The organism is Micromonospora sp. CNZ297 (assembly GCF_007827625.1).
This window is the reverse complement of record NZ_VISU01000002.1, coordinates 186,196-205,681: the sequence shown is the minus strand read 5'-3', so window position 1 is coordinate 205,681 and position 19,486 is coordinate 186,196. Positions and strand designations below refer to the sequence as shown.

The following is a 19,486-nucleotide window of genomic DNA, read 5'->3' as shown; positions in this document are numbered from 1 at the left end:
ATGATCCACGTTACGCGGGCAGTGTGACCTCGTGGAATCGCGGCTTGTACAGGTCGGCGTCGCCCATGCTGTCCGCGAGGGTCTTGCCGTTCCACGCCATTGACACCAGCAGCTTCCCGCTGGCCAGGGTCTGTTCCGGGTGCAGCTGCGGGCAGTAGGTGACGTACTCCCGGCCCTGCCACACCCCAGCCGGGGACTCGAACAGCGGGTGCTGCGTCCACGGCCCCACCGGGCTGGTGCTGACCTCCGCGAACACGGTTGACCCGAACCCGTTCCAGGGCTTGTGTGCCACCACGATCCGCCCGCCGATGACGCGCACCGAGGACACCTGCGTCGGCAGGATCGCATCGTGCTGGTTGGCCGGGTCGGTGTCCCAGGCGCTGACCTTCGACACCCACTGGCCGGTCGACGCGGCGTAGAACCGCCACGCCGAGGGCAGCTCCACCTGGTCGACGGGCACCCGGGCGACGTAGGTGTAGTGCAGGACGAACGCGTTGCCGTCGGCCTCGGTGTAGCCGTACACGTACACGTAGCCGTCCCGCACGATCGCGTCGCCGGCCCACTGCACCGTCGCGGGCACGCCGCGCCGGCCGGTCACACCGGTTGACGGGGTGGCGAGCACCGCCTCCAGCGTCAGCGCGCCGTCGGCGGCCACGCGGTAGCGGAACATCTCGACGCCCGCGAAGGTGAAGCCCTGCCCGTCCGGGTTGTTGCGGACCCGCTGCGCCAGCACGTACAGCCGGTCGTTGGTGAAGAACCCGGCCTGCGGCCAGTACCGCTCCTGCGTGTGGTCATCCCGCGTTGCGGGGTCCGGCACCACATCCCCGGCGGCCACCGCGGTGACCAGCTGGTCGCCGCCGTGCTGCCGCAGAATCCGGTTGCTGACCATCGCCGTGCCGGCCGGGTACGCGCCGGCCGCGGTCTCCCCGGCGGACAGCATCGAGTCCCCGAACAGCCAGTACACGTGCCCGCCGGCCGGCACGCTGGTGGCCTGGTCACCGCCGGACCACTCCTGGTCCTGCTTGGCCGCGAACATGGCCGTGAAACCATCGGCGCTCGCCACGTGCGTCATCGGTCGCACCTCTCCCTCTCTCAGGCGGTCCACACGCCGCCGACGGTTGCGTTGTTGACCCCACGGACCTGCACCCGGTACTCGTAGGGCACCCCTGATGCGGCCTGCCAGTCGTCGAACACCGACCCGGACGGCAGGCCCGACGCGATGCGCACCCCCTGGCTGGGGTCGTTGACGCGCACCCGCACCTCATCGACCCACATGACGTCACCGGCGGCGGGGACGCTGTCGAGCACCGCGCATAGCCGCATGTGCGTCGCGTTGCCCGGGGCTGTCCCGATCGCCCACCGGTAGTCCCACGCGTTGGCCGCGGGCGGTGGCTTGCCGATGCCGTCGGAGACGGCCACGAACGTGCCGCCGCCGTCGTACCAGCGGATCTGCGCGAACGTGTTCTTGAGCACTGACGCGGTGGCCCACATGTCCAGGTAGTAGGTGACGCCCGCGGTGCACGGGATCAGCACCGTCTGGACGTGGGAGCCCAGCGCGTCGGTGCCGTCGCTGGTCAGCTGATACGACCACGACCCCTTGTGTGCCCGGGTGTTGGTGCGTACGGCGGTGCCGGCGTACGGGGCCGCCCACCCCGACATGTCCACGGTCTCGAAGTCGTGGTCGACGATGTACGGGTTGAGGATCGCCCGGCGGTACAGCTCCTGGCGGGCGACCGCGGGCTGCGCGCCGACCGGGGCGGGGTTGGTGATGGCGGCGCGGATGATGCCTTGCTGCGGCAGCGGGGTCAGCGTCACCGTGGCGGTGGCCGGCTCCACGAAGTCGACGGAGAAGATCACCTGCTGTTCGTCGCTGCCCAGCCCCTCGGCGTTGCGGGTCTCCACCACCGCCCCGTAGGAGAACCCGTCGCCGAGGGCGAGGTCGGGGGTGTGGCTGGTGTCGGTGCCCGCCCGCCACCCGGAGTCGTACACCGTCTCGGCGAGGATGCGCAGCCGCACCCGCCAGGCGGTCTGCTCCGCGGCCGTCCAGGTGACGGTCACGCTGTCTTGGGTGATGACCTGACTCGGGGTGGGTGCGGTGACCGTCGGATTGACCTTGCCGGAGGGGACGACCACCAGCGCCGCCGAGTACACGCTGGCGGTGTCGGTGGAATCCCACACCTTGACCCGGTAGCTGTGGTTGGGGTCGGAGGTCAGCCCCCACAGGAAGCCGGGCAGGGTGCGGGCGGTGGTCGCGCCGACGTTCTTCTGCTCGGTCGCCTGCCACGTGTTGTCACTGGCCCGCAGGTACTGGAGGGTGCCGGTGCCGATCTGCCGGGAGATCGCCCACGCCGACTGGGTGTCGGCGGTGTCCGGGTCGTCGAACGTCCACCGCAGGTCCAGGTCACGGGTGACGTCCCACGCCCGCCCGTTGGCGTCCAGGTTGTTGCCGCCCTCACCGAACCGCCACGTGGGCGTGAACGGCGCGTAGGTGAGGTCCTGGCTGACGTGGGTGATGGTCCAGGGCGACGCCGCTCCGTTCTGGTAGAGGACGTCGTAGCGGGCGCTGCCGAACGACTCCCGGCGCACCGAGTAGTTGTCGATACCGGCCACGTCCGTCGTGGACACGGTCGACCACCCGGACCACGCGGCGCCGGCCACCGAATAGTCGATGTAGTGCAGGTCCGGGTTGGCGGTGCCGACCGCGTACACCCGGAAGTCGCGGGTCACGTTGTTGTACGACAGGGCGCAGTGCTTCACCACCCCGGCCGGGTGGGCCGGCGTGATGAACGAGGCCGTCCGGGTGTTGCCCTGGTTTCGCTCCCAGACGATGACCTGCGTGGTGTCGTACTGGTAGGGCTGCGCGACCAGCCAGCCCGGGTTGCGCCACACCCCCGCCACCGAGTCCACCGCCGGTGGCGCGGGAATATCGGTGCCCTGCGGCGTCAACCGCACCGCGGTGTTCGGCCCCGTCCACCCGCTGCCGTTCCAGGTGAGCTTGACCGTCCACAGGTAGGTGCGGCCCCACGCCACCCACGCGTGCGCCGGCGACAGCTCGTAGCCCACCGCCGGCACCTGATGCCCGCCCGCCGGCTCATCGAAGAACCACAAGACCTTGTTGCGCACGGTGTTGCTGGCCACCGGCTGCCCCACCGCCGGGATCGCGAACCCGTACACGCGCACCGCCATCGACGTACCGCCCTGGTGGCCGACCGCCACGAAACCCACCGACCGGCCATCCGGGTACCGCACCACCAGCGGCGCCATGCCCGAGAAGTAGGAGCCGGGGGTGCCATCGTTGGCCGCGGCGGCCAGCCGCAGCGGCGAGTGCCACGACACGTTCGACGCGGTGATCACCCCGGCCTGCATCCAGATCCGGTCCTGCCCGGAGGTGTTGGTGCGGTAGGTGATGTACAGCCGGTTCTGCCAGTCGACGAAGAACCCGCCCATCTCCACGATCGCGGCCTCCGCGGTCCGCGCCGCACCGAACGCCGCCCACGACACACCCTTGTTGGTGGACCGGTACACCTGGTAGCCGCCGGTGTTCGTCACCGCCACGTAGAACAGGTGGCCCGTGGCCGGCTGCCGGTCGACGCGGCGGGTGCCCGGGTACCGCAGCTGCCCCGCCTGCGTGGTGGTGTGGATGGTGGCCGTCGACGCCATCGCCGCCCCCTCTCAGACCTGGTTGACCATGACGAAGCGGGCGTGAACCGTGCACGTGCCGCCGGGAGCCGACCAGAACCCGGCGCGGACGATGTACTCCCCGCCGGGCACCAGGTTCTCCACCGGCGAGGTGTTGACCGATCCGTCCTCGGGCGCGGCGCCGACGTTGACGGGCTGGCCGGCCATGATCCCCCGCCTGTACTCGAAGCCGATCACCTGCTGGCCGTCCGACCAGTCCGAGCCGGTGCGCATCGCGAACGACAGGTGCGCCGAGTTGTCGTTGACCGACTGTGCGACGTACCCGCCCACCGAGACCAGCACCTTGCCCGAGGGCGGCGCCAGGAACGTCACGCCGACCTCCGGGCTGCCCAGCGACGGCGTGGCGGTGGCGTTGTTCAGCACCGTCTGGTCGTAGGAGTAGCGCGGCCAGTACCCCTTGCCGAAGCTGCCGGTGACCGTCCAGTCGTCGCCGTACTTGTGCAGCACCACCCGCACGTCCGGGTACAGCGTCAACCCGGCCACGAACTTGCACGGCAGCGGCTGCGCGTCACCGTCCATCACCACGTACACGTACGCGCCGGACGTCGACACCACCGTGCCGGTGGCGGACTCCTTGCTCTGGTGGCGGCCGATCCGCTCGTCGACCAGATTCACCAGGTACGCGCTGATCGTGTTCATGCCAGCACCTGCCACTCGTGGCTCATGTCGCCGCCGTCCAACGGCAGCGTCCAATCCGTCGCGAGCGCGTCCGCCCACCGCCCGAGCCCACCGGCGGCCGGATCGTCGAGGGCGACCTTGTCGAAATGCCAGTGCAGCGGATTCGGCCCGGTGGTGTGGGTGATGGTCTGCGGGATCCGCATGTCCGCGTCGATCGCCAGCCACGCCTGCGTCTCCAACGCCGCCTGGTCGGCGGCGGAGATCCGCAGCGTCTTGGTGATGGTGCGGCCACCCCGCGCCTCGATACTGGTCGGCCCCGACGCCAAGTTCTCCCACGTGAAGATCCCGTTGCCCTCCACCGGCGTCGCCCCGTCGACGTCGTTGGAGCGGATCGCGACCCACCGGTTGGGGGCGGCGTACAGGTCCTGCGTGTAGGTGCGTTCCGGCGAGATGATCGACGTCTCCGGTGCCAGGTCGTACACCCACTCCACCGGCCGGTCCACCGGACGCGCGTACGGCTCACCGCGCAGGTAGCCGTTCCAGTCGCTCCACATGCCCTGGTAGCCGATGATCGCCAGCAGGTCGTTGACGATGCCCAGCCACGTCTTGTCGTCGTCCATCGGGCTGACGTAGGCGCTGGGCAGGGTCTTCCCGGCGGCGGCCGGGTCGAGGATGTAGCGGGTGTAGCCGCGGTCGACCAGGATCGTCTCGACCGCCGTCAGGACCTCGGTGCCGGCCTCCACCGCATACGACGTGCCCGTCTTGTCGTTCAGGCGGTCGAGGACGTCGTAGCCGACGACGGCGTGCGCCGGCAAGCTCCGCCCGGTGGTCCGCCTCGGCCGGGACGTGAGGTATGCGCCGAGGTTGAACCGCGCCTCGATCACCCCGTCGGTCAGCGTCAGGTAGGGGCGGACGATCGCCGTCCCCCAGTCCAAGTCCCGCGACACGATCAGGTTGGCGGATCCGTGCACCGTGTTGTACGACCGGCGCGAGACAGACCCGCCACCGAAGTCGGCGGAGATGTCTTCGATCACCTCCAGGTTCTGATCCAGCAGCTCGCAGCCATGCCGGGTGCCGATCGCCGGCACCTCCTGGATCAGCCACCGCACCTGCGCCTCGGTCAGGTGGTCACGCGGTGCGGCGGTCAGCGGCTGCATCATGCCGGCACCGCCTCCGACCACGTAACGCCCTGCAGGACGAAGCCCACGTTGTAGCGCTGCTTGTCGGCGATGTACTCGCGGTCGTCCAGCTGCCAGTACACGCCGACGATCCGGCGGCCCCGGTCGTCGCGGTACATGACGTGCTCGCCTTCCCATTCCTCCAGCAGCGCCTTCGACGACCCGGGCACCTGCACCAGGCGTACCGTCAGGTTCTCGATCCGGCCGACCTGGCTGACGGCCCGCCGCCGACCCTCGCCGTAGGTGCGAACCTCACCGTCCCTGCCCACCACTCCCCGCCGGTCAGGTTCGGCCCGCGCGGACACGAGCTCCCCGGACGCCATGTTGTTGATGAACACGTACGGCAGGATCAGCGTCGCCATCTCGGGAACCCCCTCACCGCAACCGCGCCTCGACGACCCACGCGTCCTCGACCGCCCCCGTCAACGCCCGGCCGACACCGGGCGCGATCCGCTCCACCGCCGCGATCAGCCGACGCAACAGCGCCTCGACGCCGGCATTCGACGTCACCGCGGCGACCGGGGCCGGCCGTTGCTCGAACACCGGAGGCGACCACCCCGACATCACCGCCCGCTCGGCCCGCGACGCGCCGATCGGCCCGCCCTCGGCGTACCGCGGAACACTCCCGGAGGTCGCCCCACGCCCGAACGCCATGAGCTGCCGGCGGAACGCGTACACGGCGCCGTGCCCACCCATCCGGTCCACCTCGGCAGCGGTCAGCATGTGCTCACCCGGTGCGGCGTAGATCAGCGTGGAGTCCTTGCCCTTCGGCCCGTCGCCCTCGACCGGGCCGCCGTCCTCCAACCGGCCGAGACGCAGCGCCAAGGCGACGTCAGAGTTGTTGATCAGATCGAATTCCGCCTTTATGAAGACGTTTCTCGGGATACCGCTGAGCGTCTTCTTCCACGCCGCGACACCCGCATTATCAGGTTGGAAGTCGGCCTTGGTGCTCACGTCACGCGGGATGCCGAACAACTGGTTCGCGAGGTTCCGGGCCTCGGCGGCGTTGACGCCCATCTGCGCGGCGGTCTTCAGGAACGCCGCCCGGCCCCGCTCCGTCGCGGCCGACGCCAGCTCCTGCGACTTCGTCTGCGCGAAGATGTCCTCGGCGGCAGCCAATGCGGCGTTCGCGATACCGACCAGCGCCTCCCTATTCGCCCTCTGTTTGGGGATGTTGGCGTTGATGCCGTCGCCGTTCTTCTTCGCCGCCTCGGTCGCCCGGTCAATCGACTCCTCCAACCGGATGTTCGATTCCTCGACGGACAGATTCCCGCTGTAGGTGGCGCCGAGGGTCCGGTTCATCTCGTCGAGCCGGCGGGTGAACTCTTCGACGGACTGGCTGGTGCTCGCGTACTGGCCTGCGGCTCGCTCCGTCGCCGCGCGGGCGGCGTCCAACTGGATCCGGTAGGCGCCGGAGGCGTCGGCGGCGGCGATCTGCGCGTCCGTCATCCCGGCGGCCTTCAGCGTGGCGAAGTCAGCGGCGTCAGCGGTGCCGATGCTGGCCCGGCGCATCGCCTCGGCCTCGGCCGTGCCCTTCTTGAAACCGTCGGCGGTCAGGTCCAGCTCGATGCCCACATCCCGCAGCGACTTGGCCAGGTAGCTGTTGTCCTCGATCCAGTAGCGGCCCTTGTCGATTGCCACGTCGAGCTGGTCGGTCCATCCCTTGATCACGAGCCCGACGTGCACGAGACCACCGGCTACCCGGATCAGGTTGTCGAGCAGGGTGGTGAGGTCCTCCACCGCCGACGCCGCCTGGTCAGCGTCACCCGCCAGTAAGGTGAACTGATCACCGATGCTGTCACCCAGCCGGTCAAGGCTCGCGCCGAACGCGTCGACCACCGGATCGGCTTCTTCGACGGCGTCCGCGATGCCGCCGATCACCCGGCGGGCCCCGGACACCGCGCCGGCCACCAGCGGATCTACCAGTCGGCTGCTCGCGAAGATCCGGGAGATGTCGGGGCCGAGGCTGATCCACCCGGCGCGGATGTCGTCGATGCCGTCCAGCACGACCGGCACGAAGTCCGCCGCCCGCTGCTCCAGGTCACCGAGGATGAATTGGCCGAGTTCCGCCCCCGCGGTCTTCACCCGCTGGTCCCGGACGGCCACCGCGGTGCCGCCGACGATGCCGAGCCCTGCCCCACCGCCGATCATCGCGGCGCCGATCACACCCGCCAACGTGGGAGCGGCGATAGCCGCGCCGGCCGCGACGGCGGCGACCATCGGCCCGGACAGGGGCATCGACGCGATCAGCGGCCCCAATCGGCTGGCGAACCGTGCGGAGAATCCGTCGGCGCTCTCATCCCCCAGGGCGGTGACGCGCTGCCGCAGCCGGTCGAGGTCACCTCGGGCCGACTCCACATCCATCCGCACCTGCACGTTAGATGCGGTGCGGGACACCTCCTCCAACCGGTCATCGACACGACGTATCGCCGCCAGCGCCGCATCCGGGTCCGCGTCGATCGTGACCGGCGGATCCACCCCGAGCGCGGTCAACCGGCGCTGCAACTGGTCGATCTGCCGCTGCGCCGGACTCAGCTCGACCTTCGGTTCCACCGGTGTGTCATCGACCGCCCCGAGCTGCTTGGCGAACCGGTCAAGCTGCGTCAGCGCCCGCTCCGTGCGGACCCGCACCTCCACGCTCTCGGCGTCGCGGGACATGTCCCGCAGCCGCTGCCGGGTCGTCTCGATCGCGGCCAGCGCGGTCTTCGGGTCCGCCTTGACGTCGATCGGATCCAGGCTGAGCGCCTTCAGCGCGTTGTTGAGCTGCGCCCCGAACGCCTTCGCCGCCTTCGTCGCCTTGACCTTGACGTCGCCGGTCAGTTTGCTGTCCTCGGCGCGCAGCTCCAGGTACGCGTCAGCGAGCTTCTTGGACTTGGCCACCGCGCACCTCCCCTTCTGCTACGCCACGCCGAGAGCACGCAGCTTGATGGCACGCGGACTGTCGTCGTCCGGATCGCCCTGGCCGCCGGGATCCGCCGCCAACTCGGCGTCGAACAGCGCCTTCGCCGTCTCCCAGTCGGCGCGGTCACCGCCGACCTGCCGGCCACCGAGGGCCTGCGCGACGGCCGCACCCACGGTGTGGGCGTGCACGTCGCGGGCCAGGTCATCCAGCCGCAGCACGTACGCCACGGCCAGCACGTCACCGAGACTCAGGCCAATCCGGCCGCCGCCAACTTGTCCCGGTCCCGCCTCTCCCGCTGCACGGCCTCGCGCCGTTGCCTCTCCTCCGCTTCGGCCTGCATCAGGTAGAACTCCTGGATGTCCGGGCGTCCCCTCTCCAGCACCAGCGCTTTCTCCAGGTCCGAAGCCGGCGCCGGTGAGGGCGAGCCGTCCCCGGATCCGGGCGGCGTTGTCGCGCGCCCAGGCGGCGAGGCGGACCGCGGCCCAGTAGGAAAATCCGTGGTCGCCTCCGTCACCGCCCGCGTGAGCGCCTTCATGTCGCGCATGCGGTCGGTGACGGTCTGCCCGTTCTCCATGCCGACCCGCCAGTACGTCTCCCAGTCGTCCGGGTGGATCAGCTGGTGCAGCGACTCCAGCAGCGCCCGGTAGCTCGCGTAGACGGCGCGGCCCATCGCGCTGGCGACCTTCGCCATCTGCTCCGGGTTGAGCGCGTCGACCTGCGACGTGTCGATGCCTTCCAGCGCGGACATGTCGACGCCGCGCGCGGCCTCCAGGAATTCGAGCTCCACGGCGTCGGTCGCCGCCGGGTGCACCCGGATCACCGTGTCGAAGTAGCGGAACTCCAGATCCAGACGCTCCCGGGGGCGGCCCAAGGTGCCGATGCTGCGCGCCACGTCATGCCCCCAGCCGGCCGGTGCCGGCGCCGTAGAACGCGAACGCCTTGCCGCTGGCGGGCCTCTCGAAGTTCCACACGGTGGCGATGCCGGCCGGCGTTGCGCCGCGGGCGAAGTTGGACTGGATCTCGCCGCCGTTGAGGCACTGCCGGCCGACCAGCCGCAGCGTGTGGTCCAGCGACTCCCAACCGATCATGCGGCGAACGATGGTCTCCGGGTCCGGTGGCTCCAGCTTGCTGGACAGGGTCGCGCCGGTGCCGGACACGGTGGTCACCGCCGACGACGGGGCGTTCATTGCCCGCGCCATGTTGTGCAGTGTGAAGTTGGTGACCGCGAACGCGAGGGTGGTGGTCACCTCCGTGACGCTGTACGCGACCGCCTCGAACAGCTCGGCGACCCGAACTGGCTCGACGTTCGTCGCGTGACCGAACACCGACCCTTCCAGCGTCGGACCCCACGGGATCCACGCCACCGGCCACGGGTCGGCGTCGTAGCTCGACCCGGCGGCGGCGTGCAGCGGCTCCGCCGACGCCAGCAGAGCACTGAACAAGAACCCTGGCTCGCGCAGCAACAGCGGTGTGGCCTGAGACAGCGGCATCAGCTATCGCCTCCCTCGGTGTCCGCGGCGGTGTCCGGCGCGGTGGTGGTCGTCTGGTCCGGGGCCGTCGACGCGGTGGAAGCATCCCCGGCCGTGGATGCGGTACTCCGGCGGCGCGGTGACCGCGTCCGCGTGGTCGACGCCGCCGTGGCGGTCGTGTTCTCGGCGGCGGCCTTGTCCTCGGCGGCCCACCGCTCGCGTTCCTCGGTGGTCGCGGCGCCGGTGCGCTCCAGCACCTCCCGGCCGGCCTTCGACGTCCGCTTGACGACGTAGCCGGACTGGTCCCACTTCAGCCGCTCCACCGTCGACGCCGGCACGGCCATGCCGGGCGTCGCGGCGAGCACCGTGCCCCAGGGGATGTTCTGCACGGCAACCCACACGCTGTACTCGGCCTCGCGGGCCTTGCGTAGTTCCTCCACCGCCAGCAGGTCCGGATTGACCTGCGGGGCGGTCGGATCGTGCTCGATTCCGGGGAAGGTCATCTGACGTCTCCGATCATGCGATCGCTGCTTCGAGGGCGGGTTCCATGAACGGCCGCTCCGGCAGGTGGACCGTGCCGCGATCATGGAAGTAGAGGTAGTAGTGCGGGCGGTCCCACGAGATCCGCACCGTCCAGGTGGCGAGGTCCATCACCGGTTCCCGGCGGATCGACGCGGCGCCCTCACCGGTGGCCTTCGGCGCGCCAATCTGCGCGTACCGCTCGACCGGCTGCCCGACATCCATGAGCAGATTGAGCACGTCGCCGCTGCGGGCGTACTCCTTCGCCGCCCGTTCGTCGACGACCACCCGCACGTCGGACATCACACGCCCCCGTACGTCAGCTGCGACCGCACCTGCACCTGCACGGACAGGATGCTCAGCGACTCGTCCTGCGGCTGGTCGTAGTCGCCCTGCCCTTGCGTGACGCCGGTGACGGTCAACCCGCCGCCGAGACTCGGGTAGGTGCGCAGGACGGCCACCGTCTGGCCCAGCATCTCGGCCGCGCGGGCATCCGTCAGGGCGACTGCACGAGGCTCCTTTCGGTGCACCCGGAAGTACACCGACACGAGCGCGGTCTCTTCGGTGGCCACCCAGTGTTCGGCGGTGAGATCCTCTTGGGTGAACCGCACCCCGCCGCCGTAGATGCACTCCAGCTCGACGTTGCCGGGGAACGCGTACGCGACCTGGATGCCCGCCAGGGGCTGCCCCTCGGTGGCGAGGAACGTCAGCCCGTCGAACAGGGCCTTCTTCGCGGCGTACACGTTCGTGCCAGTCACGCGAACCCTCCCATGTCGACGGTGTTGCCCTCGTACGCGGCGTCGACCTCAGGGATGCCGGTCTTCTCCCCGGTCGGCAGCGCGATCCGGTAGGTGCCGCCGTCCGCCGCCGACCAGCTGATCGCCCGGTCCGGTACACCCGAGGTCGTGATGTGCACCCGGGACCGCAGCCGCAGCATCGCCGCGGTGCGCAGGTCTTCCGGCGGCATGTCCATGCCGTGCTCGTACTCGACGACCACCGGCCCCACCGGCCAGCCGACCCGGTGGTGCAGCACCCCCGACGGGTCGACCTGTACCGCGGCGACGTCGGCGGGGCTCCACGCCGTGCCGGCCACGGTGACGGCGCGCAGCTCCCGCACCTGCACGCGGGGCAGCAGCAGCGCGGCGCGGCCGTCACCGCGCACTACGGTCCGCTCGAAGCGGGGCACGAACGCCTGACCGCAGATCCGCTCGCATTCGACCTCGACCTCCAGCCGTTTGCGGATCAGCTTCTCGGTGGGGTGCTGCGCCAGCGTCAGGCCGTGCTCCGTGCGGGCCTCGGCGAGGTCGAAGTAGTGCCCGCCGACGATCTCCAGCAGGTCCCGGTACCGGCCGAGGCTGCCCGACCAGTCGACGACCAGGGCGTCCAGCCGGGCCTGCGCCGGCACCGCGAACGTGTACTGGCCGGCGGGGCCCGGGTGCGCGGCGACGCCGGACACGACCGCCGTGCCGTCCAGCCGCGTCACGGTGACCGTGACGTCGCCGGTGACGTCGGTGGGTGTCTCGCCCACGTAGAAGGTGCGCGTCAGCTGCGCTGGCACGTCGCGTTGCACCCGGATCAGCCCCACCGGCTACTTGTCCTTGCCCGCGGGCTTGTCGCCGCCGGCGGCGGGCTTCGCGCCCGCCGCGCCCGCGCTGCCCGCGCCGCTGCCGGTGCCCGAGCTGCCGGACGTGCCGGACGTGCCGGACGTGGTGGCCTTCCCGGCCGCGCCGGTCCCGCCGGTCGGCGGCTTCGCCGGGGCGGGGGTGCGGCCCTGCGGTGCCTGCGTGCGGGCGTTCGGGTCGCCCTGCGCCGCCTCGCGGCGGGCCTGCGCGGCGGTCTGCCGCGGCGCCTGCTTCTGCACCTTCTCGATCTCCTTGCGCGCGGTCGTGGCGGCGGCGGTGTCACCGGTCGATTCGGCGCGGGCCAGCTGCGCCTTCAGGTCCCGCAGCCGCGAGTCCGGGTCACCGCCGGCCGCCGGCACGTCGGTCGGTCCGGTGGCCCACGACGGCGTGTTGTCGGCGTGCGCCCCGCGGGCGGTGTCGTTGTCCTGCGTCATGTGCTGCTCCCTCGATCAGGACCACGGCGGGGTCTGGGTGTCGTCGTAGAGCAGATCCGTGGTGTTGGTGACGTTCGTGTTGGCCGAGTAGGTCACCCGCACGTACCGCCACGGCGTCGGCTGCTTGACGATCTTCTGCACGGTCGTGGCCGTGGTGATCACGAACGTGCCGGTCGAGTTGACGGCCGGGGTGGCCAGGTCCGCCCACGTCGCCGGCGCCCACGTCACCCCGTCGGCCGACACCTCGATCTGGTAGGTGCACGTCGGGGTGCCGCCCACCGCGGTGGTGATCCGCACGACGGCGCCCTTGTGGGACGGCCCGCGGTCCGCGACGTTCGTCGACGGGCCGTTGCCGGCCTGCGCGGCCGACAACGACACCACCTCGGGGGTGCGCCCCGAAGCGTTGGCCGGCAGCGTCGCCATCAGCTCTCCAGCCAGTAATCCGTGGCCAGAGAGGGCTGCGGATCGTCGACGATCGAGATGGTGAGGCTGTGCGCCTCAGCGAAGGCGGCGACCTTCTCCACGCCGGCGCGTTGTTCGTCCTCGGTGAGGCCCCCCTGTCCGAGGTACATCACCGCCCGCGTGTGCCGGGCGAACACGGTGCCGTCCGTGTTGTAGGCGGTCAGCGTCTGTTCCTGGTAGCCGTTGAGAATCGTCATCGCGTCACCCCGGCGAATCAGGCAAACACCGGCTGGACCAGCGCGGTGCCGGACAGCTTCTGGTGCGAGCTGGCGTACCGCGCCATGGTGTAGGCGTAGTAGCCGTACAGCACCAGGTCGATGGACAGCTGCTTGGCCTGGTCGGCGCGGATGAACTGCGGCGCGTCGGGGTCCTCCCACAGGTAGGACTCCTCCGACGGTGCCACGAACAGTTCGTCCTGGGTGCCGCCGACTGCGGTCGAGATGTTGTTGTCGGTCACCACCGCCATGCCGTTGGGCAGCAGACCGCGGAAGCCGGACCCGTACCGCTCGGCGTAGTTCACGCCGCCGTTCTGCGCCGGGATGCCCGGCTGGCCGATCAGCGGCCACTTCGCCACCATCTGGCTCTGGAACCAGTACCAGCGGCGGGAGTGCATGACCACCAGGTCGGGGTTGGCCTGCCCCAGCAGCGCGGCCTCCGACTGCGACGCACCCTGGAGGATCTTCGGGTACAGCTTCTCGCCGCTCGGCGCGGCGTCGTCGGTGACGATCGTCTGGGAGATCGCGGACAGGCCGGTCGCCGCCTGGTTGATGATGGTCGAGTCGAGGTTGGTGGCGTACCGGCGCTGCATGTCCGACATCGTCACGTCCTCGACACCCAGGCCCCGGTCGACGGCCTGCCGGGACAGGGTCTGCGAACCGGCCGCGGTCTGCACGGGGATGGTCAGCAGCGTGTCGTCGATCTCCGGGGTGTTCGTCACGGGCGTGTTCTCGGTCGCCTGGTTGCCGACGCCGGTCGGGGTGGTGATCCGGGAGATGTTGACGGTCATGCCCTTGGGCGGCAGCGGCAGCTTCGTCATCGCGTCGGCGAACGGTCGGCGGGCGGCCACGGCCGGGGCGTACATCTCGGTCAGGTACTGCGGCACGACCAGGCCGGCGAAGCCGCCGGTGCCGACGGCGCGCTCCAGGTACTGGCCGCGCTCGACCTTTTCCTCCTGCATGTGCCGCGACAGCCGCAGCTCCGCGTCCATGTCGCGGTTGATCTGCGCCGCCACCACGTCGCGCAGGAACTCGGCGCCCTTGCGGCAGTTGCCCCGGTGGTAGGTGCGTTCCTCACGGCCGACCCGGGCCACCTGGTCGTAGGCGGCCTTGCGGGCGGGCACCGTCGCCGGGTCCTCCCGGCGCTCCTGCATCGCCTGGTCGTGGCGTTCCTCGGCGGCCTTCGCCGCCTTCAGCTGCGCGATCTTGTGCTGCGCGCCTGCCACGTCCTTCTCGGCCAGCGCGTGGGTTTCCATCGCCGCGGCGACCTCGGCGTCCTCGTCGTCGGTGAGACGGGCGCGGGCCTCCTGCTTGGCCTTGCCGTGGATGTACTTGACCGTCGCCAGGGCCTTCTCACGGCGGCGGATCGCCTGGGACTGCTCCGCCTCCGCGGAGATGATCAGATCGTCGAAGGTGGTCGTCATGGACCGGGCCTCTCGGGCAGAAGGATCAGGGATCCCCATGCGCCGTGGCGGCTCGAATCTCCGGCTCGCGCGTCAGCGTTCCCGCGCGGTCATCTGCGTTGCGGAGGGTGGGATGTAGTTGTGGTGCGGGCGGTGCTGCTACAGGTCGGCGCCGATCGTGGACAGCCAGGCGTCCAGCTGGGTGACGGTGCGGCCACCATGCTGCGGCAGGTCCGGGGCGGCGGGGGCGGCGGGCTGATCTCGCCTCTGCGCCAGGTCGACCCGGTGCGTCAGTCGGTCCATCGCGGCGCGGGCGGCCCCGGCCGGTAGCCGGTCCAGCTCGTCCAGAATCTCCCGGGCGGAGCGGGCTGCGATGAAGGTGTTCGGGTTAGCGCCGTAGTTTACGGCGCTGGTGTCGCCGCGGTCCAGGTCGTACACGTCGATGCGGTACTCGGTGAAGTCGGCGTTCCAGTGCCCGGCCTCGATCATGAACGCGAACGACTGCTCGGTGATCGTGCCGTCCTCGATGCCGTGGACCAGGTCCATGACGTCCTGACGCTGCGGGTTCAGCCACGCCGTGTTGCCGTCGCCGGTCCGGTCGGACCACAGCTCCAGCGTCCCGGCCGCCGTGCGGGCCATCGCCAGCCCGCGGTGGTTGACCAGGAAGATCACATCGGGGCGGGCGGCGATCGTCTTATCGCCGGCGCCCGCGGACACGATCTCCACGTACGGGCCGTTCTCGTCCCACATCTCGTAGCCGCGCTCGTGGACCGTGTAGTGGCCGCCGACCCGGTAGAACATCTTGCCGTCGCGTTCGACCCGCTGCGCGGACAGCCGCGGCGGCAGCGGCGCCAGCTCGCGGGCGCCCGCCACGGAGCGGTTCATCCACGCGGTCGACACCGACCGGGCCTGCCCGACCGGCGGCTGGCCGCGGTCCCGGCCGGCGGCGGCGCGGCGGCCGGCCGCGTCCCGGTACTGGTCGGCCGACGGCGGGCGCGGGCTGGTCCGGGCGGGCGCGCGGGCCTCGCGGACCGGGGCAGGCGCCGGGGCGGCGTGCCGGCGGGCCGGGGCGGGCGCGGCGTCCCGGCCGGCGTACCGGTAGCCGCCGAGGTCGAAGCTGCGGCGCATCCGCCGCCGCAGCTCGGGTTCCTCGGTCTCGTCGATCTCGACCGTCTCCACCCGGTCGGCGAGACCGGCCTCCACCGCTTCCCGGGCGAACATCCACGTCTCGGCGCGCATCAGGTCCCGCCACTCACCCGGCTCGCCCCCGCCGCGGCGGGCGTACAGCTCGGCGAGGTTGTCGGACTGCCGGTCGAGGAACACCGACATCTGCCGGTGGTCCTCGGCGTTGCCCTGCTCCACCGCCGACGCGTCGTGGATCATCAGCTGCGAGCCGGGCATCATGATCAGGTCGTCGCCGGCCATCGCGATGACCGACGCCGCCGACGCGGCCAGGCCGTCCACGTACACCTCGATACGCGCCTGGTGGTGCAGCAGCGCCGAATGGATCGCCAGCGCGTCGAACACGCTGCCGCCGGGGGAGTTGATCCGCACCCGGATCGTCGGGGCCTCGATCGCCTCGATCGTCTGCACGAACTCCTTGGCCTTCACGCCGAGGCTGCCGCCGATCTCGTCGAAGATCAGCACGGTGGGCGGCTGGCCCGGCCGGCCGCTGCCGTCGCCGTTGCGGACTTCGAACCACGGCAGACGCGCCTGCGGCAGGTCCGCGACGGTCAGGTTCTGCTGCGCGGCCAGCTCCAGGAACCGGGCGGTGGTCCGCGCGACCATCGTCGCCAGGCGGCGGGTGTGAATGCTGCTGGTCACAGCGGGCCCTCCCCGTAGGTGGCGGCCCACGCCGCCGAGTTGTCGTACGGCACCGCGGACAGCGGGTTGACCGGTTCGGCGCCGCGCGCCGGCGTCTGCGGCGGCGGCATGGCGGGCTGGCTGCGCGGCGGACCGAACAGGGTCTCGAACTCGGCGATCTCGCCCGGGGTCAGCGGCTTCTCGTTGTACAGCTCCCGCGCCCGGGTCACGGTCAGGGTGCGGTTCCTGATCCGCATGTCGATGACCTTCGCCTGGGTCTGCGGGTCCATGCGCAGCAGCGCGTCGGTGTTGAGCTTCACGTAGCGGGGGCGGGGCAGCAGCCCGGCCGACCAGGCGTCTTCCCGCCTGATGATCGCCGGACCCAACGCCATGATCAGGAACTGGAGGTTCCGGGTCACGGTCGTCTCGTAGCGCAGCGACCCGGGCGCGGACACGGCCGCCTCGATCAGGTCCACCGGGCAGTCGAAGTAGCGGGCGATGTCCGGCACGTTGATGCGGCGGCCGTCGATGAACTCGTTGCCGGCCGCCTCGGCCTGCATGAAGTCGTACTCCCAATCGACGCCGTGGACGAACAGGTCGCCGTTGCGGATCGCCGCGTTGTGCCGGTCCTTCATGATCCCGGCCTCTTTGGGGTCGATCTTGCGTTGGGTGTGCTTCAGCCGCGCCTTCGGCACCCCGGCGCCGCCGAACCAGTCCAGCGCGAACTGCTGCATCGACAGGCCCTCGCTGATCGACCAGGCGGCGTACGCGATCGGCGACAGCCCGACCGGCAGGCCGGGCACCGGGTACTGCACCTCGTGCCACACCTTGTCGGCGTCGTACTCCTTGCCGTCGATGCGGTACTTGTACTCGGTGGAGCCCTTCGGCTTGCGCACCGAACACGCCGACGACGGGTACAGGTCGATGCGCGAGGGCAGGCCCAGCGCGTTGACCTCGGTGATCAGCCCGATGGCGTTACCGGACCCGTCCAGTTCCCACTGTGAGGCGTGCACCCACGGGATCCACCGCCACCGCTTGCCGCCCGGCTCGACCAGCACCGGCGGTTTCGGTAGCTCCACCTGGTAGCCGTCGACGCGGCGGAACACGTCCACCGGCAGCGTCGAGATGAGGTTGGCGCGTAGCCGGCGGCACGCCCACACCGCCGAGTGCCGCAGCGCCTTGTCGTCGTTGATGCTGGCGGGGTCGACGCCGGGTCCGCCGCCGCGCGGCGGGATGACCGGCCCGGTGACCGCGGCGGCCCGCTTGCGGGCGGGGAACAGCAGGCCCATCAGCGGCGGGCCTGCCACTGGAAGAACGCCGAGCCTGCGAGGATCACCACCCCGGCCACACCGAAGGCCACCAGTCCGACATGCGGCCGGGCGGCGTAGAACGACCCGGCGGCCAGGGCCAGCAGGCCGGCCACGTCCAGGGCCGCCGTCACTGCGTCGCGCACACCTTCACGGTCTTCCTGTTCAGCACTGCCCGCTGTCGTCGTCGCAGTGCACCCACTGGCCATTGTTGCAGTACAGCTGCCGGCCGCACACCAGGCACGGCACCGTCTGGTCGACGGAGTCGGCGATGTCGTAGTCGCCGGGGTCCATCACCTCGTGGCCGTGCATCGCCAGGATCAGCGCGTACAGGTCGATCAGCTCGTCGCCCGAGCCGCGCTTGACGATCGTGAACGCGCCCTCCCCGACGTCGAGTTTCACCGCGGCGCCCAACGCCCGCGCCACCGACGCCTGCCCGAGGTGGAACAGCCGGGTGGGGTCGGCAGGTGCGTCATCCGTCGCATCAGCGTCCTCGCCGGTCGCGTCGTAGAACCGGCCGCACGCCGCGGCGACTTCCTGCTGGTTCGGGGTCAGCACCGTCACCCCGCGGTTGCGTAGCGGCGCGATCAGCGAGTTGGCCGGCCGCCGCGGGTCGATGACCACCGCGACCGCGTCGGCTTCGTCGATCAGCTCCAGCAGCCGCGGCATCATCCACTCCACGCCGGTCACCCCGGCGGGCACCTGGTAGCCGGGCTCGGCGACGGCCGCATGCCAGTGCCGGTCGGCGCGGCGGCCCGCCACGCCGATCACCCCGCGGGACCGGTCCCGGGCCATCTCCACGGCCAGGGCGGGCCGGCCGTGCACCGCCGACGCCGGGTCGTGCAGGTTCTCCCACGTCTCCTGGCGGATCAGCCGCCACTTCGGGGTCGTCACCATCGGCTCCCATCCCAGGTACTCGGCGCAGAAGTCCACCAGGTCCATCGCCTCGTAGTCCTCGCGGATCGCCTTCTCGGGCACGGTGTGGCCCAGGCCGGGCATGCACGACCACCACGTCTGCGGGTCGCCCGGGTCCAGGCCCGGCGCGGCCGAGAAGTCGAAGAACGCCGTGCCGCTGGTCATGCCGGCGGCGACCCGCGCCCGGCCCACCTGCCGCTTGTGCGCCAGGTACGGCCAGGTGCCCGGCATCGCCCGCGACAGGCCCGGGATCATCGACATCACCCACATCTGCCGCCACGGCCGGGTCATCGACGCCGGCCGCATGCCCAGCTCGGTACGCGAGTCCGGCCGCGACCACGCCTCGTCGATCACCGGCACGTCGATCGAATCACCCGTACCGGCGGTCTTGCCGGTCGTCGACGCCGGCGACCACCGCGACCCGTTACGCCAGATCATCGCCTCCGCGTTCAGCCGCAGCCGCGGCGTGAACTGGCGGCGGTACACCGACTTCTCCAGCCGCGCCACGTGCACGTCCCGCCACTTCTTGCGGGCGTCATCCGCCGTCTGCGCCGTGTACACCACCGTCTGCGGGCCGGGCTCGGGAACGACGTGCCCGAGGTGCTGGCGAATCCACCGCGTCAGCGGATCGCCGAACCCGACGCACCGGTGCGTCATCACCGGCAGCAGCAGTTCCGTCTTCCCGGTGGCCTGCCGCGGGCCGATCACGACGACTTCGCTGTACGCCAGTAGCCCGGTTTCCGGGTCCAGCTCCAGCGCCACGTCGGCGATGTGCCGCTGGTGCGGCATCAGCGGCTTTCCCAGCCGGTCCGCCACGGCCGCCAGCTGCCCGCCCAACGTCGGCCGGTCCGGGCTGCGCGGAGTCCCATACAGGGGCGGGCAGGTCAGCTCCGTCAGGGTCGCCGTCATTGCCGTCTCCCACCATCGCCGCGAGGGTCTG

Annotated in this window: 21 protein-coding genes; all 21 read right to left on the bottom strand. The window is 71.0% G+C overall.

Features of this window, described 5'->3' with window-relative positions:
- Nucleotides 1-10: 10 nt before the first annotated feature.
- The 21 genes from FB454_RS04370 to FB454_RS04275 all read right to left on the bottom strand — a co-directional run bounded on the left by FB454_RS04370 (nucleotide 11) and on the right by FB454_RS04275 (nucleotide 19,455).
- Nucleotides 11-1,072, bottom strand: coding sequence for a glycoside hydrolase family 183 protein (locus FB454_RS04370; protein ID WP_145822549.1), 1,062 nt, complete (start codon nucleotides 1,070-1,072; stop codon nucleotides 11-13).
- Nucleotides 1,073-1,092: 20 nt separating this feature from the next.
- The gene (locus tag FB454_RS04365; RefSeq protein WP_145822548.1) at nucleotides 1,093-3,660 is read right to left on the bottom strand and encodes a hypothetical protein; all 2,568 of its coding nucleotides are present in this window, start codon (nucleotides 3,658-3,660) and stop codon (nucleotides 1,093-1,095) included.
- A gap of 12 nt (nucleotides 3,661-3,672) precedes the next feature.
- Nucleotides 3,673-4,338 carry a hypothetical protein gene (locus tag FB454_RS04360; RefSeq protein ID WP_145822547.1) on the bottom strand — a complete coding sequence of 222 codons (666 nt, stop codon included), beginning with the start codon at nucleotides 4,336-4,338 and terminating at the stop codon, nucleotides 3,673-3,675.
- Nucleotides 4,335-5,477 (bottom strand): hypothetical protein, encoded by a 1,143-nt coding sequence (locus FB454_RS04355; protein ID WP_145822546.1) that lies wholly within the window; start codon nucleotides 5,475-5,477, stop codon nucleotides 4,335-4,337. Before FB454_RS04355 ends, FB454_RS04360 begins: the two co-directional genes overlap by 4 nt.
- Nucleotides 5,474-5,857 carry a hypothetical protein gene (locus FB454_RS04350; protein ID WP_145822545.1) on the bottom strand — a complete coding sequence of 128 codons (384 nt, stop codon included), beginning with the start codon at nucleotides 5,855-5,857 and terminating at the stop codon, nucleotides 5,474-5,476. Before FB454_RS04350 ends, FB454_RS04355 begins: the two co-directional genes overlap by 4 nt.
- Before the next feature lie 13 nt (nucleotides 5,858-5,870).
- Nucleotides 5,871-8,375 (bottom strand): hypothetical protein, encoded by a 2,505-nt coding sequence (locus tag FB454_RS04345; RefSeq protein ID WP_145822544.1) that lies wholly within the window; start codon nucleotides 8,373-8,375, stop codon nucleotides 5,871-5,873.
- A gap of 18 nt (nucleotides 8,376-8,393) precedes the next feature.
- Nucleotides 8,394-8,633: a hypothetical protein gene (locus FB454_RS04340; protein WP_145822543.1), complete on the bottom strand. Its 240-nt coding sequence runs from the start codon at nucleotides 8,631-8,633 to the stop codon at nucleotides 8,394-8,396.
- 11 nt (nucleotides 8,634-8,644) lie between these two features.
- Complete coding sequence (locus FB454_RS04335) at nucleotides 8,645-9,268, bottom strand: hypothetical protein (protein ID WP_222433923.1); 624 nt, start codon at nucleotides 9,266-9,268, stop codon at nucleotides 8,645-8,647.
- Nucleotides 9,269-9,290: 22 nt separating this feature from the next.
- Nucleotides 9,291-9,887 (bottom strand): hypothetical protein, encoded by a 597-nt coding sequence (locus tag FB454_RS04330; protein ID WP_145822541.1) that lies wholly within the window; start codon nucleotides 9,885-9,887, stop codon nucleotides 9,291-9,293.
- Nucleotides 9,887-10,369: a hypothetical protein gene (locus tag FB454_RS04325; RefSeq protein ID WP_145822540.1), complete on the bottom strand. Its 483-nt coding sequence runs from the start codon at nucleotides 10,367-10,369 to the stop codon at nucleotides 9,887-9,889. The genes FB454_RS04330 and FB454_RS04325 overlap by 1 nt, the downstream gene beginning before the upstream one ends.
- Nucleotides 10,370-10,382: 13 nt before the next feature.
- A complete protein-coding gene (locus tag FB454_RS04320) occupies nucleotides 10,383-10,688 on the bottom strand; it encodes an HK97-gp10 family putative phage morphogenesis protein (protein ID WP_145822539.1) in 306 nt (101 codons plus the stop codon).
- Nucleotides 10,688-11,143 carry a hypothetical protein gene (locus FB454_RS04315; RefSeq protein ID WP_145822538.1) on the bottom strand — a complete coding sequence of 152 codons (456 nt, stop codon included), beginning with the start codon at nucleotides 11,141-11,143 and terminating at the stop codon, nucleotides 10,688-10,690. The genes FB454_RS04320 and FB454_RS04315 overlap by 1 nt, the downstream gene beginning before the upstream one ends.
- Entirely contained in the window at nucleotides 11,140-11,970 is an 831-nt protein-coding gene (locus tag FB454_RS04310; protein ID WP_145822537.1) for a hypothetical protein, read from the bottom strand. The genes FB454_RS04315 and FB454_RS04310 overlap by 4 nt, the downstream gene beginning before the upstream one ends.
- Before the next feature lie 3 nt (nucleotides 11,971-11,973).
- Entirely contained in the window at nucleotides 11,974-12,441 is a 468-nt protein-coding gene (locus FB454_RS04305; RefSeq protein ID WP_145822536.1) for a hypothetical protein, read from the bottom strand.
- Between the two features lie 15 nt (nucleotides 12,442-12,456).
- Nucleotides 12,457-12,864, bottom strand: a complete 408-nt coding sequence (locus FB454_RS04300; RefSeq protein WP_145822535.1) for a hypothetical protein — start codon at nucleotides 12,862-12,864, stop codon at nucleotides 12,457-12,459.
- Nucleotides 12,864-13,100: a hypothetical protein gene (locus FB454_RS04295; RefSeq protein WP_145822534.1), complete on the bottom strand. Its 237-nt coding sequence runs from the start codon at nucleotides 13,098-13,100 to the stop codon at nucleotides 12,864-12,866. The genes FB454_RS04300 and FB454_RS04295 overlap by 1 nt, the downstream gene beginning before the upstream one ends.
- Before the next feature lie 17 nt (nucleotides 13,101-13,117).
- Nucleotides 13,118-14,542, bottom strand: a complete 1,425-nt coding sequence (locus FB454_RS04290; RefSeq protein ID WP_145822533.1) for a phage major capsid protein — start codon at nucleotides 14,540-14,542, stop codon at nucleotides 13,118-13,120.
- Between the two features lie 138 nt (nucleotides 14,543-14,680).
- Complete coding sequence (locus FB454_RS04285; RefSeq protein WP_145822532.1) at nucleotides 14,681-16,345, bottom strand: head maturation protease, ClpP-related; 1,665 nt, start codon at nucleotides 16,343-16,345, stop codon at nucleotides 14,681-14,683.
- Complete coding sequence (locus tag FB454_RS04280) at nucleotides 16,342-17,631, bottom strand: phage portal protein (RefSeq protein ID WP_145822531.1); 1,290 nt, start codon at nucleotides 17,629-17,631, stop codon at nucleotides 16,342-16,344. Before FB454_RS04280 ends, FB454_RS04285 begins: the two co-directional genes overlap by 4 nt.
- Complete coding sequence (locus tag FB454_RS34765; RefSeq protein ID WP_186461526.1) at nucleotides 17,613-17,777, bottom strand: hypothetical protein; 165 nt, start codon at nucleotides 17,775-17,777, stop codon at nucleotides 17,613-17,615. The genes FB454_RS04280 and FB454_RS34765 overlap by 19 nt, the downstream gene beginning before the upstream one ends.
- Before the next feature lie 19 nt (nucleotides 17,778-17,796).
- Complete coding sequence (locus FB454_RS04275; RefSeq protein ID WP_145822530.1) at nucleotides 17,797-19,455, bottom strand: hypothetical protein; 1,659 nt, start codon at nucleotides 19,453-19,455, stop codon at nucleotides 17,797-17,799.
- Between the last annotated feature and the right edge of the window lie 31 nt (nucleotides 19,456-19,486).

Bases quoted from the DNA above. Each gene is read 5' to 3' on its own strand.
- FB454_RS04325 (WP_145822540.1), bottom strand. From the start codon at position 10,369: ATGACCTTCCCCGGAATCGAGCACGATCCGACCGCCCCGCAGGTCAAT.
- FB454_RS04350 (WP_145822545.1), bottom strand. From the start codon at position 5,857: ATGGCGACGCTGATCCTGCCGTACGTGTTCATCAACAACATGGCGTCC.
- FB454_RS04360 (WP_145822547.1), bottom strand. From the start codon at position 4,338: ATGAACACGATCAGCGCGTACCTGGTGAATCTGGTCGACGAGCGGATC.
- FB454_RS04275 (WP_145822530.1), bottom strand. From the start codon at position 19,455: ATGACGGCGACCCTGACGGAGCTGACCTGCCCGCCCCTGTATGGGACT.
- FB454_RS04370 (WP_145822549.1), bottom strand. From the start codon at position 1,072: ATGACGCACGTGGCGAGCGCCGATGGTTTCACGGCCATGTTCGCGGCC.
- FB454_RS04330 (WP_145822541.1), bottom strand. From the start codon at position 9,887: ATGCCGCTGTCTCAGGCCACACCGCTGTTGCTGCGCGAGCCAGGGTTC.
- FB454_RS04305 (WP_145822536.1), bottom strand. From the start codon at position 12,441: ATGACGCAGGACAACGACACCGCCCGCGGGGCGCACGCCGACAACACG.
- FB454_RS04320 (WP_145822539.1), bottom strand. From the start codon at position 10,688: ATGTCCGACGTGCGGGTGGTCGTCGACGAACGGGCGGCGAAGGAGTAC.
- FB454_RS04365 (WP_145822548.1), bottom strand. From the start codon at position 3,660: ATGGCGTCGACGGCCACCATCCACACCACCACGCAGGCGGGGCAGCTG.
- FB454_RS04295 (WP_145822534.1), bottom strand. From the start codon at position 13,100: ATGACGATTCTCAACGGCTACCAGGAACAGACGCTGACCGCCTACAAC.
- FB454_RS04300 (WP_145822535.1), bottom strand. From the start codon at position 12,864: ATGGCGACGCTGCCGGCCAACGCTTCGGGGCGCACCCCCGAGGTGGTG.
- FB454_RS04290 (WP_145822533.1), bottom strand. From the start codon at position 14,542: ATGACGACCACCTTCGACGATCTGATCATCTCCGCGGAGGCGGAGCAG.
- FB454_RS04355 (WP_145822546.1), bottom strand. From the start codon at position 5,477: ATGATGCAGCCGCTGACCGCCGCACCGCGTGACCACCTGACCGAGGCG.